18 protein-coding genes are annotated in these 20057 nt (G+C 50.5%); 12 read left to right on the top strand and 6 right to left on the bottom strand.

Annotated features, from left to right (window positions below):
* The first annotated feature begins 18 nt into the window (after nt 1-18).
* The 7 genes from CLV60_RS23840 (at nt 19) to CLV60_RS23810 (ending at nt 6275) form a co-directional block, all read left to right on the top strand.
* On the top strand, nt 19-366 hold the full coding sequence (locus tag CLV60_RS23840) for a type II toxin-antitoxin system RelE/ParE family toxin (protein WP_106597880.1): 348 nt from the start codon (nt 19-21) through the stop codon (nt 364-366).
* Nucleotides 359-658, top strand: a complete 300-nt coding sequence (locus tag CLV60_RS23835; RefSeq protein WP_106597879.1) for a helix-turn-helix domain-containing protein — start codon at nt 359-361, stop codon at nt 656-658. Before CLV60_RS23840 ends, CLV60_RS23835 begins: the two co-directional genes overlap by 8 nt.
* A 126-nt stretch (nt 659-784) precedes the next feature.
* Nucleotides 785-1705, top strand: a complete 921-nt coding sequence (locus tag CLV60_RS23830) for an SMP-30/gluconolactonase/LRE family protein (RefSeq protein WP_106597878.1) — start codon at nt 785-787, stop codon at nt 1703-1705.
* 167 nt (nt 1706-1872) lie between these two features.
* A complete protein-coding gene (locus tag CLV60_RS23825; protein ID WP_106597877.1) occupies nt 1873-4293 on the top strand; it encodes a TonB-dependent receptor in 2421 nt (806 codons plus the stop codon).
* 8 nt (nt 4294-4301) lie between these two features.
* Nucleotides 4302-5255, top strand: coding sequence for a DUF4249 domain-containing protein (locus CLV60_RS23820; protein WP_106597876.1), 954 nt, complete (start codon nt 4302-4304; stop codon nt 5253-5255).
* 196 nt (nt 5256-5451) lie between these two features.
* Complete coding sequence (locus tag CLV60_RS23815) at nt 5452-5862, top strand: hypothetical protein (RefSeq protein ID WP_106597875.1); 411 nt, start codon at nt 5452-5454, stop codon at nt 5860-5862.
* A gap of 11 nt (nt 5863-5873) precedes the next feature.
* A complete protein-coding gene (locus CLV60_RS23810) occupies nt 5874-6275 on the top strand; it encodes a DUF1398 domain-containing protein (RefSeq protein ID WP_106597874.1) in 402 nt (133 codons plus the stop codon).
* Here CLV60_RS23810 and CLV60_RS23805 read toward each other — a convergent pair.
* Nucleotides 6272-7291, bottom strand: coding sequence for a threonine aldolase family protein (locus tag CLV60_RS23805; protein WP_106597932.1), 1020 nt, complete (start codon nt 7289-7291; stop codon nt 6272-6274). The genes CLV60_RS23810 and CLV60_RS23805 overlap by 4 nt on opposite strands.
* Before the next feature lie 117 nt (nt 7292-7408).
* Between CLV60_RS23805 and CLV60_RS23800 the strand changes: the two genes are divergently transcribed.
* Nucleotides 7409-7591, top strand: a complete 183-nt coding sequence (locus CLV60_RS23800) for a hypothetical protein (RefSeq protein WP_106597873.1) — start codon at nt 7409-7411, stop codon at nt 7589-7591.
* Here CLV60_RS23800 and CLV60_RS23795 read toward each other — a convergent pair.
* Nucleotides 7588-8736: an FAD-dependent oxidoreductase gene (locus CLV60_RS23795; protein WP_106597872.1), complete on the bottom strand. Its 1149-nt coding sequence runs from the start codon at nt 8734-8736 to the stop codon at nt 7588-7590. The genes CLV60_RS23800 and CLV60_RS23795 overlap by 4 nt on opposite strands.
* 146 nt (nt 8737-8882) lie before the next feature.
* On the bottom strand, nt 8883-11198 hold the full coding sequence (locus CLV60_RS23790) for a GH92 family glycosyl hydrolase (RefSeq protein ID WP_106597871.1): 2316 nt from the start codon (nt 11196-11198) through the stop codon (nt 8883-8885).
* A gap of 110 nt (nt 11199-11308) precedes the next feature.
* Between CLV60_RS23790 and CLV60_RS23785 the strand changes: the two genes are divergently transcribed.
* The 4 genes from CLV60_RS23785 to CLV60_RS23770 are packed head-to-tail and all read left to right on the top strand — an operon-like array spanning nt 11309 to nt 13396.
* Nucleotides 11309-12157, top strand: coding sequence for an MBL fold metallo-hydrolase (locus tag CLV60_RS23785; protein ID WP_106597870.1), 849 nt, complete (start codon nt 11309-11311; stop codon nt 12155-12157).
* Between the two features lie 26 nt (nt 12158-12183).
* Nucleotides 12184-12408 (top strand): hypothetical protein, encoded by a 225-nt coding sequence (locus CLV60_RS23780; RefSeq protein ID WP_106597869.1) that lies wholly within the window; start codon nt 12184-12186, stop codon nt 12406-12408.
* Entirely contained in the window at nt 12393-12641 is a 249-nt protein-coding gene (locus CLV60_RS23775; protein WP_106597868.1) for a PIN domain-containing protein, read from the top strand. Before CLV60_RS23780 ends, CLV60_RS23775 begins: the two co-directional genes overlap by 16 nt.
* Nucleotides 12638-13396: a patatin-like phospholipase family protein gene (locus CLV60_RS23770; protein WP_106597867.1), complete on the top strand. Its 759-nt coding sequence runs from the start codon at nt 12638-12640 to the stop codon at nt 13394-13396. Before CLV60_RS23775 ends, CLV60_RS23770 begins: the two co-directional genes overlap by 4 nt.
* On the opposite strand, the gene CLV60_RS23765 is transcribed toward CLV60_RS23770, so the two are convergent.
* The 3 genes from CLV60_RS23765 to CLV60_RS23755 all read right to left on the bottom strand — a co-directional run bounded on the left by CLV60_RS23765 (nt 13385) and on the right by CLV60_RS23755 (nt 20056).
* On the bottom strand, nt 13385-14689 hold the full coding sequence (locus tag CLV60_RS23765) for a vanadium-dependent haloperoxidase (RefSeq protein ID WP_106597931.1): 1305 nt from the start codon (nt 14687-14689) through the stop codon (nt 13385-13387). The genes CLV60_RS23770 and CLV60_RS23765 overlap by 12 nt on opposite strands.
* Before the next feature lie 13 nt (nt 14690-14702).
* Nucleotides 14703-18089 carry a VCBS repeat-containing protein gene (locus tag CLV60_RS23760; RefSeq protein WP_106597866.1) on the bottom strand — a complete coding sequence of 1129 codons (3387 nt, stop codon included), beginning with the start codon at nt 18087-18089 and terminating at the stop codon, nt 14703-14705.
* Between the two features lie 92 nt (nt 18090-18181).
* Nucleotides 18182-20056, bottom strand: a complete 1875-nt coding sequence (locus tag CLV60_RS23755; RefSeq protein WP_106597865.1) for a RagB/SusD family nutrient uptake outer membrane protein — start codon at nt 20054-20056, stop codon at nt 18182-18184.
* Nucleotide 20057: the final 1 nt, after the last annotated feature.

Genomic DNA, 20057 nt, shown 5'->3' with positions numbered 1-20057 from the left:
CATATCACACTATACACAATGGAGAAAGTCAGAGAATTAATTTTCTACAAACACTATTTCAATGATTTCTTTAAAAGTTTATCGCCACTTGCGAAGAGCAAAGTTGACTACGTTCTATTCCTATTAACTCATATCGACCGGATTCCGGAAAAATTCCTGAAACATATCGAAGGACGGAAAGGCCTTTATGAATTGCGGATCGAAACTGGGAACAACATTTTCAGAATATTTTGCTGTTTTGATAAGGAAAAAATCGTAGTGCTGTTTAACGCATTTCAAAAGAAAACTCAAAAAGCGCCTTCCAAAGAAACTGCACTTGCGGAAAAGTTGATGAACGAATACTTCAAGACCAGTAAATATGACTGATAATAAAGACATTACAACAATCGAGGATCATTTCACAGAACGCTACGGCGAGCCTGGTAGTCCCACCCGAGTTGATTTCGAAATAAAGGCAAAAGCATTTTTGATCGGTGAAATTATCCGCGAGGAACGCAGACTTGCCAAAATGACACAGGAGCAACTGGCAGACCGAATTGGCGCGAAAAAGAGTTTTATTTCTAGAATAGAAAATGGCCAATCCGATATTCAACTATCTACCCTGTATAGGCTTCTTGAAATCGGGTTGGGAAAGAAACTGGAACTCATTGTGAGCTAAAAACCCTTGTAAGTACAAAGCCAGAGAACCTTACGCTAGCCGAGATCTCTCCATCAGTAAAGCCACCCCCTATCCCGACTTTAATACACTAACCCCGTTCGAATCAATATCGGGTCCGATTTTATTATGCAAAAATCCAAGCTCATCATTCCAATGCTGGCCGGCCTTGCCGCGCTGCTTACTCCCGTATTACTTTCCGCACAAATTATGGATTCCAAATCAATCGTCGCGCCCGGAGCACAGGTCGAAAAACTGGGCGATGGATATAAATTCACCGAAGGGCCCGTTCCCGACAAGGACGGTAATGTATTTTTTACCGATCAGCCTAATAACAAAATTATCCGCTGGGATGCCGAAACGGGTGCATTCAGCACGTTTTCCGACAAAGCAGGACGTGCGAACGGCATGTATTTTGATAAAAAAGGAAACCTGATCGCGTGCTCCGACGAAGAGAACCAGGTTTGGTCGTTCGATAAGAAAAGCAACCCGACGGTGCTGGTGAAAGATTACGAAGGTAAGCTCCTCAATGGACCCAATGATCTCTGGATCGACCCGAAAGGCGGCATTTACCTCACCGATCCGCTCTACAAACGCGACTACTGGAAACGCGACCCCGCCATGCAGCAGGATGGTCAGCACGTCTATTACCTCAGCCCCGATCGCAAGAAGTTTATCCGGGTGGATGAAAAGTTGAAAAAGCCCAACGGCATTATCGGCACCGCCGACGGTAAGAAACTCTACGTAGCCGACATTGGTGACAGTAAAACCTATGTTTATGATATTCAGAAAGACGGTACGTTAGCCAACCGGCAGCTGTTCGCGCCCAAAGGCTCCGACGGCATGATCCTCGACGAGGATGGTAACCTTTATATTACCGGCGACGGCGTGACCGTTTTTGACAAAACCGGCACACAAATCGCCCATTTTCCGGTGCACAAAGGATGGACGGCGAATGTATGCTTTGGCGGTAAAAATCGTGATATGCTGTTTATCACAGCCGAAACAGCAGTGTACGGGTTAAAAATGAAGGTTAAGGGCGTAAAATAGCCGATCCGGCTTCTGTAATGGCGGAGTTTCCCGTTTAGCGGGGAGTTCCGCCATTCTTTTTGTACCGGGTGCAACGGTTTTGATCTCTATATCGTCATGGTCAAATACAACTGCTCCATACTAGATCACCAACCGACTCGTTACTCAAACTAACCGCAATTCCGTCTATGCGTCTGATTTTTACGGTCTTTCTTTTTCTTTTCCACATTATTGCTGTTGCTCAAAACCGCGTTACGATCAGCGGTTTTGTACGGGAAAAAGGCAGCCAGGAACAGCTTCCGGGTGTAAACGTGTACATCGACAACACCCCCTACGGCGCAGTAACGAACACCTATGGCTTCTACTCACTCACATTACCCGCATCCGATTCTGCGACGGTTTCTTTCTCGTTTGTCGGTTATGAAAAGCAGCAAAAACGAGTGGCGCTCCGGACAGACACCGAACTGAACATTTTTCTTCCTACGATCACACAACTTGAAGAAGTAGTCGTGTCCGCGCGCAAGCAGGAGGATTACGTCAGCCGGACGGTGCAAATGAGTAAAGTCGAAATCCCGATCCAACAGTTGAAAAAAATACCGGCATTCTTTGGTGAAAAGGATGTTTTGCGCGTGCTGCAACTCATGCCGGGCGTTCAAAAAGGGACCGAGGGACAAACGGGCTTATATGTTCGCGGCGGCGGGCCCGATCAAAACCTCATTATCCTCGACGACGCGGTGGTTTACAATGCCAACCACCTTTTCGGCTTTTTCTCGATCTTCAATTCCGATGCACTCCGGAGCGTAGAGCTGACTAAGGGCGGTTTTCCGGCGCGTTATGGCGGCAGGCTGTCGTCGGTATTGGAAATGAATATGAAGGAAGGAAGCAAGGAGAAACTCCATGGCGAAGGCGGAATAGGCCTTATTTCCTCGCGGCTAACCCTGGAAGGACCTATTTCGAAGGGCAAATCCTCCTTCCTGATCTCCGGCCGCCGGACCTACATCGACTTTCTGGCCGCGCCGCTAATCGCGCGGGAGCAGCGGGGGGAAGACAGCCAGGTGAAGCCCGGTTATTATTTTTATGATTTGAATGCCAAGATGAACTACGATCTCGGCAGTAAGGACAAACTGTATATCAGCGGTTATTTCGGTCGTGACAAGTTCCATGCGAATGAGAAGAGCAGCACTTCCGAAACCAGGGCCGGTCTCGATTGGGGCAATGCTACGGCGACCATGCGCTGGAACCACGTTTTGAACCAGAAACTGTTTGTCAATACATCCTTCATTTTCAGCAATTTTAAATTTGGGGTTTCCAGTTATTCCAAAGAATTGAATAGTGATGGCTCTCTCGACGACGAGTTCAGTCTTGAATACGATTCGCGCATCCGCGACCTCGGTGTAAAAACGGATTTTGATTTTTACCCTTCTTCGAAGCACGCGGTGAAGTTCGGAGGCCAGGCCACTTTTCACAAGTTCATTCCCTCGGCGCTCGCGATTGCGGGCACATTTACCGATAACCCTATCGAGCGATCGGTCAAACCGGTCTATTCCCTCGAAGCAGGACTTTACATTGAAGATACCTGGCAGGCATTGGACGCGCTGAAAGTGAATGCCGGGCTGCGGCTTAGCACGTTTCAGACCGAGGTTAAAACCTACGTTCGTCCCGAACCACGCATTTCGGCGGCATTGCGCCTCGCCGAGAACCTTTCTTTCAAAGCCTCGTATGCGCGCATGAACCAATATGTGCATTTGCTTTCCAACACGGGCCTTGGCCTCCCAACAGACCTTTGGGTACCTACCACCGCCCGTGTTGCGCCCCAGCAGTCCGAACAAATAGCCGCGGGCCTCGCCAAAGACTTCGAACGCCCCGCGCTCACGGTTACGCTCGAAGGATACTACAAAAAAATGAACAACATCCTCAACTACAAGGAAGGCTCATCGTTTCTGAGCATCAATGGCGAGAATGCCAACGAGCTGAGTTGGGAGGATAATGTTACCTCGGGCAAGGGCTGGTCGTACGGCGGAGAGTTTCTTGTTCAAAAGAAAACCGGCAGATTCTCCGGCTGGATCGGTTACACGTTGTCGTGGACCTATTGGAAATTCCCTGAACTGAATTTTGGTAAAACATTTTTCCCTCGCTACGACCGCCGCCACGATCTTTCGGTGGTAGGAATATATGAATTGAGCAAAAGAATCACGCTGTCGGCCACCTGGGTGTACGGAACTGGCAATGCATTGACGCTCCCCGTGTCGAGCTACCGGGCAGCGACGGACAACTTTGTGACGCGCATTACTTCCGAAGGCAAGCCTGCGATCAACTGGTTTGGCCCGACCGTCAGCGAATACGGGCAGAAAAACAGCTACCGTGCAGAGCCGTTCCACCGCATGGACATTGCCATTCAATTCCACAAAAAGAAAAAGCGGCACGAGCGCACGTGGGAGTTTGGCGTTTACAATGCTTACAACCGAAGGAACCCGTTCTTCTATAATATCGACGAGGAAATGGTAATTCTTCCCAATGTGATGCCGGCTACACCGGTGCCGAAATACACGCTGAAACGCTATTCATTGTTTCCGATACTGCCCTATTTCAGCTACAACTTTAAATTCTAACAGCAGCCATGTTTCCCAGATATATCATTTTCATCTTCCTTACATTGTTCCTTGTGGGATGCGAGTCCCTGGTGACAGACGTTGATAAGGGTGATCTTCCACAGGTGGAATCGAAGCTGGTCGTGCAATGCTTCATTTCGCCGCAATCTGCGCGCATTAATGTGGTGGTAACGGAGTCGATACCGCTCTTTGCAGAGCCCGATCTGAAAGGCGGTGTTATTCCAAATGCGGTCGTGAAACTATCCGACGGCACCCGGGAGGCTGTGATCCCGTTCGACACTGCCAACCAGCTCTACTCCGCCGACAAATCGGTTCTCGCCATTCTACCCGGAAAAACCTATTTCCTCTCGGTCGTCAACGGTATACGCTCAGTAAAGGCAACCTGTACCGTGCCGGCGACTGCCGTCGTACCGACTACCTATAAGATTGACACCTCCTTTTCCGGCAGCATATCGGCAAGGGATACTTTGTTGACAGTAAAATACAACTGGAACGATATCTCCGGGCAAACCAATTACTACCGGGTGCGTGCGGCGCTCGATCTCGAATACAGTGTTCCCGAGGAAGTCTCGGCCGGTGGCGAGTTCAAAGAGAGGCGTGTAAGAAACCGCTTCAATTTCAACTGGGACGATACCATCGGCCGGAACGATTTCCGCAGCGATGTGAATCTGGACGGCACCGAATTCAGTTCGCCGATCGGCCGCGTAAACTTGCCCGACCCGCTCAGTTACAGCTCGAATGGCGCCGTGTATACCTCTTATCCCAAAAGCAAGATCATATCCATCACCATGGAGGTGTACAATACCGACGAGCATTATTTCAAATACCATCGCTCCGTGCAAACGCGCGGCGACTCGGACAATCCATTTGTGGAGCCATCGCTGATTTACACCAATATCGAAGGGGGCCTGGGATGTTTTGCAGCGTACAATTCGGGACAATTGGTGTATCGTCCCAAATAATCCGGTTTATATACCATTCACGTTCTACAAAATCTGGCAAACTGAGGTCAAAGTACCTCAATATGTACATCGCCTCAATGGCATTTTCTCGCCGGAAAACGGCTGTTCAGCAAGGCATACTTTTTTCCCGGATGATGTTCAAAATCGCTATCAGTTGTTGATTCAAGCAGATCATCCATCTTAAAAAATAAACACTATGGACTTGCAAGGAACAGACCAGGATAAGGTTAAGAAACCGCATCCTTCCAACAAAAACATGAGCGAGCCCGATACGCTCATCGAAACGCTTGAAGATTTGCAGGAGCAAGGCTATACCTATGATTTTAACCTCACGGCCCACGCTCTGGAAGTACATAAGGACGATGGCATCTGCCTGACGCTGTCTCCCGAAGATTTCGATATTGTGCAGGTTTATCGATTCGAAGGCATGACCAACCCTTCCGATATGTCGATTTTGTACGCCATCGAATCAAAAGACGGACTGAAAGGGACCTTGGTGAGCAGCTACGGCGTGTATGCCGACGCGATGTCCAACGAAATGATCAAGAAACTGGATACGCGCAGCTCGCTGATCGTCCACCCCGAAGACGACGACATGGCCCATTAAAGTAAACTGATATGGAAATTATTGAATTGACCGAAGAACTTATTGAATCAGCCGAGCAACGGTCTGCCGGCCAGCCCTACCCGCTATTTGTCAAAAACCTGAAAGCCATCGGAGTCGACAATTATGAAGTGAAGGTTAAAAATCACAAACGTACCTATACGTCCGTTAACGGCGATAGGCTGATCATAGCGGGTGATTTGCCGGAATTTGAATGCGCCGAAACATTCGAACTGGAAGAAGTGAAGGCGGCTATCAAACGTACCCAAGACGGTCTTACCGACTACCCGACTTTCCTGCGCGAGATCGGGGCCGCAGGCATACATACCTACGTAGCCGATCTCACGGGCATGAAAGTGATTTACCAGGGGCCCAATTCAGAATATGAATATGAAGAAATGATCCCCGAGGCTTAGAATGTCAGGAGCCTGGCCCGCATGGTTTCCAGCAAGTCGTCGGTGAAATCGAGGTGCGTTACAAACCGGACGAGCCCCTTCCCGAACGTCACGGCCAGGATTCCGGCGTCAGCCAGGCGATTTACATATTCCTTTTCAGAAATATGGTCGTTGAGACGAATGATAACAATATTTGTATCGACAGGAAACACCTCGGCTACCTCAGCCCGGGCCGCAAACAGCTCCCCTATGGTTCTGGCCCGGCTGTGGTCTTCTTTCAACCGGCTGACGTGGTGATCGAGCGCATAAATACCCGCCGCTGCCAGGAAACCCGCCTGGCGCCAGCCGCCGCCCATTACTTTTCGGAAACGGCGCGCTTCGCGTATCATTTCGCGAGTTCCGAGCAACAACGATCCTACCGGGCAGCCAAGCCCTTTGGAAAGGCAAATACTGATGCTGTCGAAGACCTTACCGTACTGTGCGGGCGTTTCGCCGGTTTCGACTAATGCATTGAAAAGCCGCGCACCATCGAGGTGCAAGGGAATGTTCCGTTCGCGGCACACGCCGCGGATCGCTTCGATCTCTTTAAAATCATAGTAGCAGCCGCCACCCTTGTTCATGGTATTTTCGAGTGAAACGAGCCTGGTTACGGTCGAATGCACATCATTCTCGGGGCTGATCGCTTCGCTTACCTGCTGAGCCGACAGCCTTCCACGATCGCCATCAAGTAGTTTTACCGACGAAAACGAGTTGAGCATAATGCCCCCACCTTCATACAGATAAATGTGCGAATGCTTGTCGCAGATTACGTCGCTGCCCGGGCGCGTATGCACGCGGATCGCCAACTGGTTGGTCATCGTGCCGGAAGGGCAAAAGAGCGCATCCTCCATCCCGAACAGCCGGGCCGCTTTTTCCTGCAATGCATTCACCGTCGGGTCGTCCCCGAAGACATCGTCACCCACTTCGGCGCTCCACATGGCCTCCTGCATTTCGCGGGTGGGCTTGGTAATGGTGTCGCTGCGGAGGTCTATTCTCATTTCAAAAACATTCATGGGGTATTCGTTGCAATTTCGCGCCAAATTAATGCTTAAAGCTGATTTCCGGGCAGGTATTGCTTAGTTTAAACGGGTATATTGCAAGCAAATTCAAGCAACATGGAATTCGAAGAATATCTGAAATCAAAAAAAATAGACGCAGGAGCATTCAAAAAAGGCGATGTATTACGCTACCAGGAATGGAGCGGCCTTTTTGAAACCATGCATCCGGAGAGCTTCACAGCCCATAAAAAGTTTCTGATCAACGAGATCCGCCGGCGTTATCTGCTCAAAGAGGATTAACCCCGCATTTCTTCCATCAGCTTCATCAATATCCCAACGGTTTTCTCAGTCTGCTCTTTGCTCGGCGTCGTGTCCCAGTTGCCTACAATGCCATTACTGCCAATGTAAATACCGTCCTTACGTGCAATGAAGTTGGCACCCTGCGTGTACAACTTATAGTTAATATCTCCCTGCGGAATAAGGCACGAAAGCTGGCCGGATACCGGCGTGAGCTCCTGGTCGTTGAAAACCGGTTTCGCGCCCAGGCCCATACAGTTCACTACCACCTTCTCGGGCAATGCGTCGATGTCTTCCAGCTTTTTGATCTCATGGATTTTTACCTTCCCTCCGAACATCGTAAAGTCCTGCAACTGATGCCGCAGATACGTGGGGATATTGAACATAATATTGGTCCGGCGCGTGACATAATCTGCCTTAAAAGGATGCTCCTTCCTATCCAGGCGGACGCGCTCAGGCAGCAGACCCTCAATTTCAAAATCTTCCCCTCCTGCGCCTGGCGAGTACACTGGTACTTGCTTGAAAACGCTGTATTCCTCTGCCCAGGTGGCGATATCGTTCATTCCTAATAAAAACTGAAACCTGCGGAACGAGAACCGCGTCGCCTCTTCCCATATGGCCTGAAACTCGGGCCTGGCAATCTTTTTATCACACACTCTTGACGCCGGAGACCAGGTTCCGGTTGCCAGGTTACTCGTCACATTAGGCGGCACATCCTTGGTGTAAATGGTTACCTCGCAGCCGCTTTCCTGCAACAGGCGTGAGGTCGCTATACCTACCGTTCCGCAGCCCAGTACCGCTATTTTCTTCTCACCGGTTGCCAGCACGTTTTTCCGGGCAATGTTTCCCGTGCCCCACGATAGCGACCACCCACTGCCGCCGTGGCCATAGTTATGGACGATCGTCTTGTTGCCCAGTTGCTCCACGTCCAACCGCGGGCCGGAGGCACGGAAAGGCCGCAAACCGACCGTTTCCTTCACAATGCGGTCCATTGAAAGACGTAATTTGGGAATCTGGTGGTAACCCCGGCTGATGTGGAAATGCTTGTCGGGATACCTCAACTCGGTTCTCGGCGCACAGGACGACGCCACAGCGCCTAACGCGAAGCTTGCCGGAATGGCTTTTTCAAAGAAATTTCTGCGGTTCATTGGGTTGGGAGTGAATAGTAATGGGAATTGTGGAATTTAGCCACCAACCGCTATGAATGCAAATTTTATATGGTAGTCTTGAAAAATACCAAAACATTCTTTCTTGAAATACAATTTTCACAATCCCGTAACCACTCCTGATTCGATCAATTTTTAGTCAGTGAAAACGGCATATCAGCCGCCTGCCCACCCCATTCCTTGTTCGGCTTATCCCCCATTTGCAGCACCAGGGAGCCGCCTTTCAGAAGCTCGCCATGGGTGATGTACGTCCGGGTGAAAGGCTTGCCGTTCAGCGTCGCCGACTGAATATAGCGGGCATTGTCGGAAACCCCTTTCGCCTTCACGGTAAACTTGCGGTTTTTGCCGGTCTCGATGGAAATTTCTTCAAAAACGGGGCTCCCGAGCACATATTGATCCGTTCCCGGTGCTACCGGGTAAAAGCCCATCATACTGAACGCCAGCCAGGCCGACATTTGCCCGCCGTCCTCATTACCGCTCAGGCCACCTACGCTGGTATCGTATTCGCTTCGGATAATGGTCCGCGTCCATTGCTGCGTCTTCCACGGCTGCCCGGCGAATGCGTAGAGGTAAGCAATCTGGTGATTCGGCTCGTTACCATGCCAGTAATGGCCCTGATCGAACAACGTGTCTAGTTTCGCAATGAAACGGTTCTTTCCGCCCATGATCTTTTGTAACCCCGCGATATCCTGCGGTACAAACCACGTGTATTGCGCCGGCGAACCTTCGGTAATGAAGCTGGCCCGTTTCGCAAAAGGATCAAAATGGGCAATCCAGCGCCCGTCGGCGTATCGTCCGCGTGCATAACCTGTCGACGGGTCTATCACATGCCGGTAATTGAGCGCACGGCTGCGAAGCTGGTCGGCATCTTCCTTTTTACCTAAACCAGTTGCCAGTGTGGATAAACAAAAATCGTCGTACGCATATTCGAGCGTGCGCGATACCTGCTCGCGCTTGTGGAACGCCTGCCAGACGCTATCTTCCAGCGGCACATAGCCATATTGCAAATAGGATTTCAATGCCCGACGTCCCTGCCCGGCCTCGTAGCTTTTGGCATTAGCGTTCACCTCGAATGCGTTTTTATGCAAAAACTGATAGGCGCTGTTCACATCGAAATTCCGCACATTCTTGGCATAGGCATCCGCAATTACGGATAATGCGTGGTCGCCCACCATAGCTGCGGTGTAATGGTTCCAGCAGGGAAAAATCGGCATCCAACCGCCCTGTTCCGCTTTTTTCACCAGCGACTGTACCATATCCCCCGCCCGTTTGGGTTCGAGCATGATTTCCAAAGGCATTGCCGCGCGAAATGTATCCCACATGCTGAAATCGCAATAGTAATCGAAACCCTCCGCTTTTTGCAGCGGCGTGCCGCCTCCAAACGAAGGATAGCTGCCGTCTACATCGGAGAAGAGCCTTGGTGAAAGTTTGGTCCTGTACAAGGCACTATAAAAAAGCACCTTATCATGATCGCTTCCCGTTACCTTCACCTTACCCAATGCTTCATTCCACGCTTCACGCGCCGATTTCCGGACTGCTTCCAATGGTTTGGTCCCCAATTCTTTTTCGAGATTTGCCCTGGCTCCCTCAATGCTCGTGAAAGAAGTGCCAATGCGCACGGTAATCACCTGTTTTTCATCTCCAAAACCTACGTAGGCACCGAGTTTTTCCCGGTTCCCCTTCCCGGTGAGTATCCTGCCCATGGGCGTAATGGTGTCACCCAACCAGACGCCCGACTGCATGAATTTCTTATCAAACTTGATCACAAAATATCCGCTGATGCCCGCCGGCTGCCCTGATCCCTGATAAATGCGGTGAACTGGATTGTAGCCCACAATTTCCCCCCGCTCGCGCAATACCTCCACGAAGCCTTCCCCTTCGTCGCTGTTGGGTTCGATGATGATAAAAGATTCCTCACCGCTCTCAAACTTAAACCGCATCAGGGCTGTACGCGCCAACGCGGTGACCTCGGCATTAATCTGGTGATCCTGCAACCATACACTGTAATAGTCCGGCGTGCTTTGCTCCTTTTCGTGGCTGAACAGGCTGGCCCGCTTTTCCGGATTGGTTGTGAGCTCACCCGAGAGCGGCATGACCGTCACCGAACCATAGTCCTGCACACACGAGCCATTCAGCCAATGCGTACCGCGGAAACCCTGAAATTTGTTATCGTTATAGTAAAACGGCGCAATGCACTTGGTTTCGGTGGAGCGCGTCTGCGGCGTCCATTGCGTCATCCCATTCGGAACGCCCACCGCGGGTATAGTCTGCCCTTTCAATTCGCTGCCCGCCTCGCTATGCGCTTTCGCGCTCTCCGTGGCCGATGGCGCAGTACCGATCATTGTTGCCACGTAGTCGACAGGCATTTTTTGTGCATAGGATTGATTATCAACAAAAAAAGTCGACAATAACAGGAAACTGACTGAGAGGAACGGTACGCGCATGGTTAGGCTTGTTATTAATTCAGGTCGGAAGATCGAAAAAATTATGGTATGTTAGGTCGATAGAATGTTGATATTCCACTGAAAAGGACGATTTAAATCCAAGAAACCCTATGAAAATCCATATCATCGACACCGGTTTTTTCAAGCTCGATGGCGGGGCCATGTTCGGCGTGGTTCCGAAAGTACTTTGGAACAAACAAAACCCGGCCGATGAAAAGAACCTCTGCTCCTGGGCTATGCGATGCTTGCTCATCGAGGATGGTGCGAAACTGATATTGGTCGATACCGGCATGGGCAACAAGCAAGACGATAAGTTTTTCGGGCATTATGATCTCCACGGCGAGGCCACTTTGCATTCATCCCTCGGCGAAAAAGGTTTCAGCCCCGCCGACGTTACCGATGTGCTCCTTACCCACCTCCATTTCGACCACGTGGGTGGTGCTGTGCAGTTCAGCCGCGACGGCTCCCGCCTCGAACCGACCTTCCCTAATGCCACATACTGGTCGAACGAAGCCCATTGGCAATGGGCCATCCACCCCAATCCGCGTGAGAAGGCCTCTTTTTTGAAAGAAAATATACTTCCGTTGCAGGAATCGGGGCAATTGCGGTTTATCGAAAATGGCCAGTCGCCTTTTAATGGTATCGGCCTCATGAACGTCGACGGCCATACCGAGCAAATGATGCTGCCCGTAATCCAGCATAAGAACCAGAAGATTATCTACTGCGCCGATCTTTTTCCATCGTCCTATCACATCCCCATTCCCTGGCTCATGAGCTATGACATGCGCCCGCTCCAAACCATGGAAGAAAAACAAAGCGTCCTTCAACAAGCCGTCACCGGGCAATGGATATTGCTTTTCGAGCATGACCCTGTGTATGAGGCTGCATTGGTGGAGCAAACCGAGAAGGGTGTAAGGGTTCGCGAACGCGGGACGTTGCGTGAATTCCTGGTTGAGTAAATGCGGCTATTTCGCTATATTTGGATATGCAAGCGCAGGAAAATATATCATTCGATCGGTTGGTCAGCCTTGTCAGAGGTCTGTCGAACACTCAGCGAGCCCAGTTAAGAGCTGAGATTGACCGCTTGGAAAAAGAAACTGCCGACGACTCATTAGAAGAATTCCTGCTGTCAGCCCCAACGTTCTCTAAAAATCAAATTAAAAAGATTGAAGAAACCAGAAAGGCAATTGACCAATGGCAAAAGAACTAGTGCTTGTTGATACCTCTATTCTCATCGATTTTTTCCGCAAGTCCGACAAAGCAGAGTCCCGGCTAATCAAGCTCGTACGAGGAAACTTCACGTATTGTATTTCTGCTATTACGGAATTCGAAATTTACACCGGTACCACGCCAAATCAGACAGCTTATTGGGAGGATTTTTTGTTCAGAACGCAGGTCCTGGCATTCGACGTCGATGAGTTAATACTTATCCCCTACTTATGAAAACGGCACTAATTCTCTCAGGCGGGGGTGCGCGGGGGATTGCGCATGTGGGCGTGGCGCAGGCGCTATGGGAGCGTGGAATGCGGCCGGACGTGCTCAGCGCAACGAGCTCGGGGGCGTTTGTGGGGGCTTTACTAGGCTATGGTTATGAGCCGGGAGCTATTCTGAAAATTATCCGTGATACGAGTTTTTATCCTTATCTGAGATTTGGGATCGGCGCGAACGGACTGCTGCATATGCGAAAGATGGAGGACATCTTCCGAAAATTCATTCCCGAAAATACATTTGAATCGCTCAAAACACCGCTTATAGTCACGGCTACCGACATTGTTTCGGGCGAAGAAGTGCGTTTCCGCAGCGGAGAACTGGCATTACCTGTCCTCGCCTCATGCTGCATTCCCGGGCTTTTCAGTCCGATGCATTACAATGGTCGTGACCTCGTCGATGGTGGCGTTTTGAACAACCTGCCCGTCGAGCCGGTACTCGACGACGCAGATTATATTATCGGGAGCCATTGCAATCCTTTTAATCTTGACAAACCGCTGAAGCGGACGACCGAGATCGTCTACCGGAGCCTCATTCTGGCGATGCACACGAAAACAAGGGCCCGTTGCGCTCAATGCGACCTGCTCATCGAGCCGCCTGCATTGAGCCGTTTCAGCATTTTCGATTTCCGGAAGGCAGATCAGCTTTTTGAAACCGGATATTCATTCGCTAAAATGCTTTTGAACGAACGCAAGGTCTCATTTCCCTGATGCCGCCACGGCTTTGTTATCCAGCGTGTTGATCACCCATTCCCCCACTTGCCTTCCTTGCTTCTGACCATTCTCGATGGCGTCCATGAAGTGAATGCCCCCGTAGAACCGCGAAATACCGGATTCCTCCGAGGCATGAAGAAACGACTTAAATGAGCGTGCTTTCAGGTTGAAACGCTCCTCCACGGTATCGGTATAGGCAAAATTGTCGCCGAAATAGTGGGTAAGGATAAAAGCCGCCGCCGTCGATATCACCGAATGCCCGCTCAGGTACTCCGGAAATGGCGGTGTTTGGAGAAATGGCTTCCAGGCTGGATCGATGTATTTGCGGATAGCCGTTTCGGGGCGGATGCGGTTGCTGCGGTATTTCTCATCCCAGCAAGCCATGAAGCCATCCATGAGTCCTATCGCTACCGAAGTATTGATGAGCATCGTTTTAGAGAAATCCGTTTTTGCTTTCCGGCAGGCGATATCGGTAATGCCCATCCAGTGCGCACCCGGGGAGATCTTCTTCATTCCCACCAGTAAATGCCCCTTGTTTTCCAATGCAAACGGGTTACAATCCCAAAACGCGGCGATAACCCGGTGCTCCTGCTCTTTGGTATCGTCGTAATTAAGCTTCATCAGTTTAAAAAACTCCGAATCCTTCGCTTCCGAGAATGCGACAGGCGGCGCAGGCTTGAACTGCGATGCCGAATCCAGTGTAAAGGGCCGTACAGTTTTAAAATAAGGCTCTACCGGCGGGAAATAGCCCGGAGGCGTCGGGTACCAGGTCCCCGGGCCGCCATGCGGCTCATAGCGCGGGAAGTTGCTGATCTTATTGTAACGGTCGGCTTTGGCATATTTGAGGATCTGCTTGCTGATAGCCAGCGCATATTCCTGCGAACCAGCCAGCACCTCATCGGTAAACCCGACTTTCTTGCAGGAGTCGACCAGGCTTTGCTGGTATTTTTTCAGCAGCAAACCGCCCGAGGGCTGCATTTTCTTCGCCGTTTCGAGCATTGCGAGCGCAGCGGCAAGCTGGTAGGAGTACTCCGCTACTTTCGGCTTCTCGATTTCCGGAAAGTCATTCAACACCCCATGCATCGAGGGATAAGCCTTATCGTTCGCAGCCACCACCTCGTAGCCTGCCAGACAGGCGTAGGAGTAGAACCTCGCACCGAGCGGCGGGTTGGTGACGTCGTGCACCATTACGTCCGTCATCTGCTGCGTCACCTGACCGATTACCGTCGGATCGATCTCCTTTTTTGATTCATTCTTTTTGCAGGCTGTCCACGTTACAGCCAGCAGCACTCCCAGAAGAAGGTTACTGAACTTTACCAATTTGATATGCTTTTATTTCCTGTTGATTAATCCCGAATAGCAGTTTATTACCGAGCGGCAGCACGCTGCGCACATCGCCTTTCAAGCCAAAACCCGATTTATCCTGATTGACGTATTCGAATTGCCCTTTGCCATTGCCCTGCAAAAGGATCCCGTAGTTGGCGTCGTACTTTCCGAAACGGAGCCGCGCCTTGCTGATATTGCCGCAAAGCAGCAGGTCCTTCTTGCCGTCGCCATTGTAATCGAGCGTAGTAATGGTGTAAACAGGCGATACCTGCGTTTGTAAGGGCAATGCTTTTTCAACGAATTTGCCATCCGCAGCCCGTTCGAACAAAGCGGTTTTCAGATAAGTGGCTTTCAATTCCTTCGCTCCTTCCAGTTCTTCTTTGGTAAAAATCTCCTTCACAGTCAAATCCGCGTAGCTTTTGTAATCCTGGTAACGAGTACGCATAATGCTCATCTGATCAAGCATTTCGTCGCGGGTTACATAGGGGTAGCTCTTACCCTGAATGTAAAAACTCATAATGGGGTCGACGGAGCCATTGTCGTCAAAATCCTTGTACACCATCTCCACCGGCTCGCTATCGCTGGCTTTGCACTGGGTGTTGGTACCCATATTGCCGATCACGAGGTCGTCCTTGCCATCTCCGTTCAGGTCTTCCACGAGGATTTTGTTCCACCAGCCATTGTAGGGTTTGTCAAAGTATTCAGCGGTTTTGTTTTCGAGCTTGCCATTGTTGTTGATCAAAACAGTAACCGGCATCCACTCTCCTACCACGATCAGGTCGGCCTTTTTATCGCCGTTCAGGTCCGCCCAGGCCGCATCCGTAACCAGACCGATGTGCTCCAACTCCTTGGCAACAGCGGCTGTCTGATCGGTGAATTTGCCTTTACCATCATTAATCAGGATATAGCTGCGGGGTGTTTCAGGGTACCTACCAGGAATGACGCGCCCACCTACAAAAAGATCAGGTTTCCCGTCCCCGTTGATATCCGCCGTACGTACGCAGCTCGTACTCGTAAGCATGGCAGGCAATGCGCCCGACGCTTTGGTAAAATTGCCTTTACCATCATTGATATACAACCGGCTTTGCAGCAATGGATCCTCGGGCATAAAGCTCGCATACCCCCCGCTGGCTACGAATATATCCTGTGCGCCATCGCCGTTCGCATCGAAAAACAGAGCATCGGTATCTTCGCTTCGCTTGTCGGCTTCAAACGCTGCAACAGGCTTCGCAGTAAATGCACCGCCCTTTTGCTGAATATACAACTTAGCCGCCTCACCCGAGGTACCTCCAATAAACACATCATCCAGGCCGTCACCATTCACGTCGCCTTTCCGCATACATGGATTAGTGAAAGAAATCGGGTTGATCAGCAACGGCTGACGTTTGAAGTCGTTCATTTTCACAGCCGGGCTCTTGAATGCGATCGGCGAAGCAACCGGCACAAACATAGGCGCAGCCACTTTTACAGCCTTCACTTTTTCTTTGGCATTCACCTCCGACAGCGCCAGCGTGGTATTTGTTTTAGGATTAATCACCCTTTCCTGCTTGCCATTCAGCCAGGTTACCACCAGCGAATCAACCGCCCCTTCCTTGCCCAATCCGAAATGCAGCGTCGGTGAAACGCTCGATTGGTACCCGCGGGTCGGCATTTGTTCGAGGTATTGCTGCTGGCCTTTCTGGTAAATCGTCACTTTCGCCCCCAGCCCCAGCGTGTTCTGCCCGGCTCCGGTCAGTTTTACTTTGAGGTAGTTGTTTTTTAAGTGCTTATCCCCGTCATTCTGATAAATGAATGCAGGCTTGTTGATATTGTTCACAACCAGGTCGAGGTCACCGTCGTTATCGAGGTCGGCATAGGCTGCGCCGCCGGAGTTGGATATTTCCCCCAGGCCCCAGTTATCGGCTACGTTGGTAAATGTCAGATCTTTCCGGTTTTGGAAGAGATAGTTCTTCATATTCGAAGACGGCATCTGGTACACCAGTTGCAGTACGTCCTCCCGCTTCACCTGGCCTTCAATACGCTTCAAATGATCGCCCATGAACTTCACAAAATCCATATTGGTGAAGTCGCGCAGGTTGCCGTTCGTAATGAAAAGGTCTTTCCAGCCGTCGTTGTCGTAATCCGCGAAGAGCGATGCCCAGCTCCAGTCGGTATTGGAAACGCCTGAAAGCTGGCCAATTTCCGAAAAAACAGGATGCTTAGTACCCTTGCCAAGGCCCTCATTCAGTTGCAGCATATTGCGCATATACTGATGATGGAAGCCCATTTTGACATTGAAATCAAACAACTCGTAGTTATCGAGACCCGTCAACAGCTTCTGCCGGCGGTTATCCTCGGGAAGCATATCGAGCGTAAAAATGTCGGGCAAGCCGTCGTTATTGAAGTCGGCAATGTCGTTACCCATCGACGAGTGCGACGTGTGACCGATACTGGCGTCGAGCGCATCGGTGAAAGTGCCGTTACCATTATTGATGTATAAAAAATCCGGAACGGAGTAGTCGTTAGAAATGTACATATCCTGCCAGCCGTCCTGGTTAATGTCGGCAATGCCGATGCCCAGGCCGTAGGTCAGTTGCGAGCTATGGATACCCGCCTTTTTAGTAATGTCTGTAAAATGTGGTGTGCCGTTTTGCGGATCGTTCCGGAACAACCTTACGCCGGTTACCGGGTCTTCCTTTCTGAGGATATCAGCCGTGCTCGCCTCGTCGAGGATCGGCAGGGCTTTCGGATTATGGTTGAGCAGGAACATATCGAGGTCCCCGTCTTTATCGAAATCAAAAAATGCAGCTTGCGTACTGTTGCTCATTACACCGAGGCCATATTGCTCCGCCATTTCTTCAAACTGCGGAATGCCTTGTGCATTGTTGCCTTTGTTGATGAACAGCTGGTCTTTCAAGCTCTCGGGCGAAACGGCGCCTGAATAGCATACGTAAATATCCAGTTTACTATCCCCATTTACATCGGCCATCGTGACGCCCGTCTTCCACGGACGCTCGCGGCCTCCTACCTGTGCAATAGCCGTGATGTCCTCGAATACCATCTTGCCCTTGTTCAGATACAACTTATTGGGCACCATGTTACCGGTGAAGTAAATGTCGTCGAGCCCGTCGCCATTGAGGTCGCCCACAGCCACTCCGCCCCCGTTATAGAAGTATTCATACATCAGCACATTGGTATTCAACCCCTCGGTGAGTGTATTGGAGAAATCCACTTTTGTCTGTTCGGGACTGAGGAGCGTGAAGAGCCTGGGACCGTCGGGGCCTTTCTTTTCTTCTTTGGAATCGGAGGATTTGTCACATCCGGAAAGAACCAGTCCAGCGATCAGAACAATGCTGCCTGCTTTCCAGGGCCATATTTGCTTCATGACAGGAATGAAGAGTTTTGAAGGAGTAAAAAAAGAAACTATGCCTTGTAAGCCAAGGCATAGTTTCAGTAAAATTAGTCAATAAAATATAACTATTTATCGTAACCTGGGTTTTGTACCAGTTTTGCATTACGGTTGATTTCGTCGCGGCTGAACGGACGGAAGTACATTTTATCTACCCACGTACGGTTTTCGTGCGATTTCTCTTCTACCGGAGTATAAGTGTAATCGTAAACCGTTGGATCGTAGTGATATGGCTCCTTCATCGACTTACCAGCCTTGAACTTACCGATTACGTTGATATACTGCAAAGAGCGTCCCAAAGTAGTCGGAGCAACCATCCAGCGGCGTGCATCGTGGTAACGCTGCTCTTCGTAGGCCATCTCAATACGTTTCTCATGACGGTAAGCTTCTTTCAAAGCAGCACCCGACACTTTCAATGCAGGCATACCAGCGCGGAAACGGATCTTGTTCAGCCATTCCAATGCAACGGCTTCTTCACCTAATTCAATGCTTGCCTCGATGTAGTTGAACACGTTTTCAGTTGCACGGAAGAAAGGCCATGGAATGTTCTGACGATCCGTGTTGTCATACAATGTAGGGTTTGGATCGATGAACTTACGCATGTAATAGCCGGTGCGGCTTCCGTTCCAGTCTTCGATTGAGCTGCTGCGGGTATCCAATCCTTTACGGTTGATCAACGCTCCTTTGTCGTCCAGAAGGTCATATGCACCTGTCTGGATCTGGTTAGCAGGGTCTTTCGCATCGGAAGGGCGTGGTTTCCAGTTGGCACCGTCATACATCACAGTTGCATAGAAACGTGGGTCACGGTTCACGTACGGGCTCGCCTTGTGCGTAGGGTTAGTCCATGAGAATGGGGTACCATCCATCATTTCATAGTCATCCACCAGCGTTCCGATCGGCGTATTACCAGCCCAGTTGTGGTAGCCGTTAGGACCGTTGTTCAAACCCGTCTGGCGCGCACCTTCGTTTTGGCTTGGTGTGAAATAGCGTCCGAAAATGATATCGTTCGCAGAAGCATCCAGGGATTTGTCGGCACTGGCGCCGGCCATGGCCAACGAGATGTAGTTAAGACGACCTTGTTCCGCAGTTACAGGCGCAGTCAGGTTCAGCTTATAACCGCTTCCGCTTGCGTCCAAAGCAGCTTTCGCAGCAGCTTGTGCTGCTGCCCAGCGAGCTTTACGGTCACCCGAAGTGTATCCGAGGAATTCGGGATTCGGGAAATCGGCGATCACCGAAGATTTTGCCTTGGCAGTCGGAATGTCGTGTAAGTCGCTGGCAGCGTACAACAATACACGGGCCTTCAATGCGAGCGCAGCAGTTTTAGTAGCGCGGCCCTTCGCAGGGTTTTTGCCGTCCAGCAACAAAGCCGCACTGTCGGCATCGCTTACAATCTGCTTCACACACTCGTCGAAAGTGCCGCGCGCTACGGAATAATCTTCGTTCAGGGCATACACTTTCTTGATCACAGGCACACTACCGTAGTAGCGTACCAACTGCTGATAGTAGTAAGCGCGCATGAAATAAGCTTCTCCCTTGAGGCGTGCCTTCAATGTTTCATCCGTAAATGTCGCAGTAGCCAGTTTAGAAATGGCGAGGTTTGAAGCACGAATGTATTGGTACATCTGGCTCCAACCGTAGGTAGCATCCACCCAACCGAGGTTGGAGGGGCTCAAACTACCTTCGTTTACAGTGTTAATGTTACGGCCCGTGTGGGTAAATACTGCTTCGTCGGTCAGGGAAGCAAGCATTTGCTCGCTGAAACCACCCTGCTGCAAACCGGCGTAGATACCTGTCACAAAACCTTCTGACAATGCACCGTCGCCCCACACGGCATCACCCGGGATCTCGGTTGGCGGCGTTACATCCAGGAAATCAGTGTCGCATGATGACAAGCCTCCCGTCATCAGTGCAGCAACCAATAAAAACTTATATGTCAATTTCATA

This window comes from Dyadobacter jiangsuensis (assembly GCF_003014695.1).
GTDB lineage: Bacteria > Bacteroidota > Bacteroidia > Cytophagales > Spirosomataceae > Dyadobacter > Dyadobacter jiangsuensis.
Note: the sequence above shows the minus strand (reverse complement) of the source record. Positions and strands in the feature narration are given on the sequence as shown.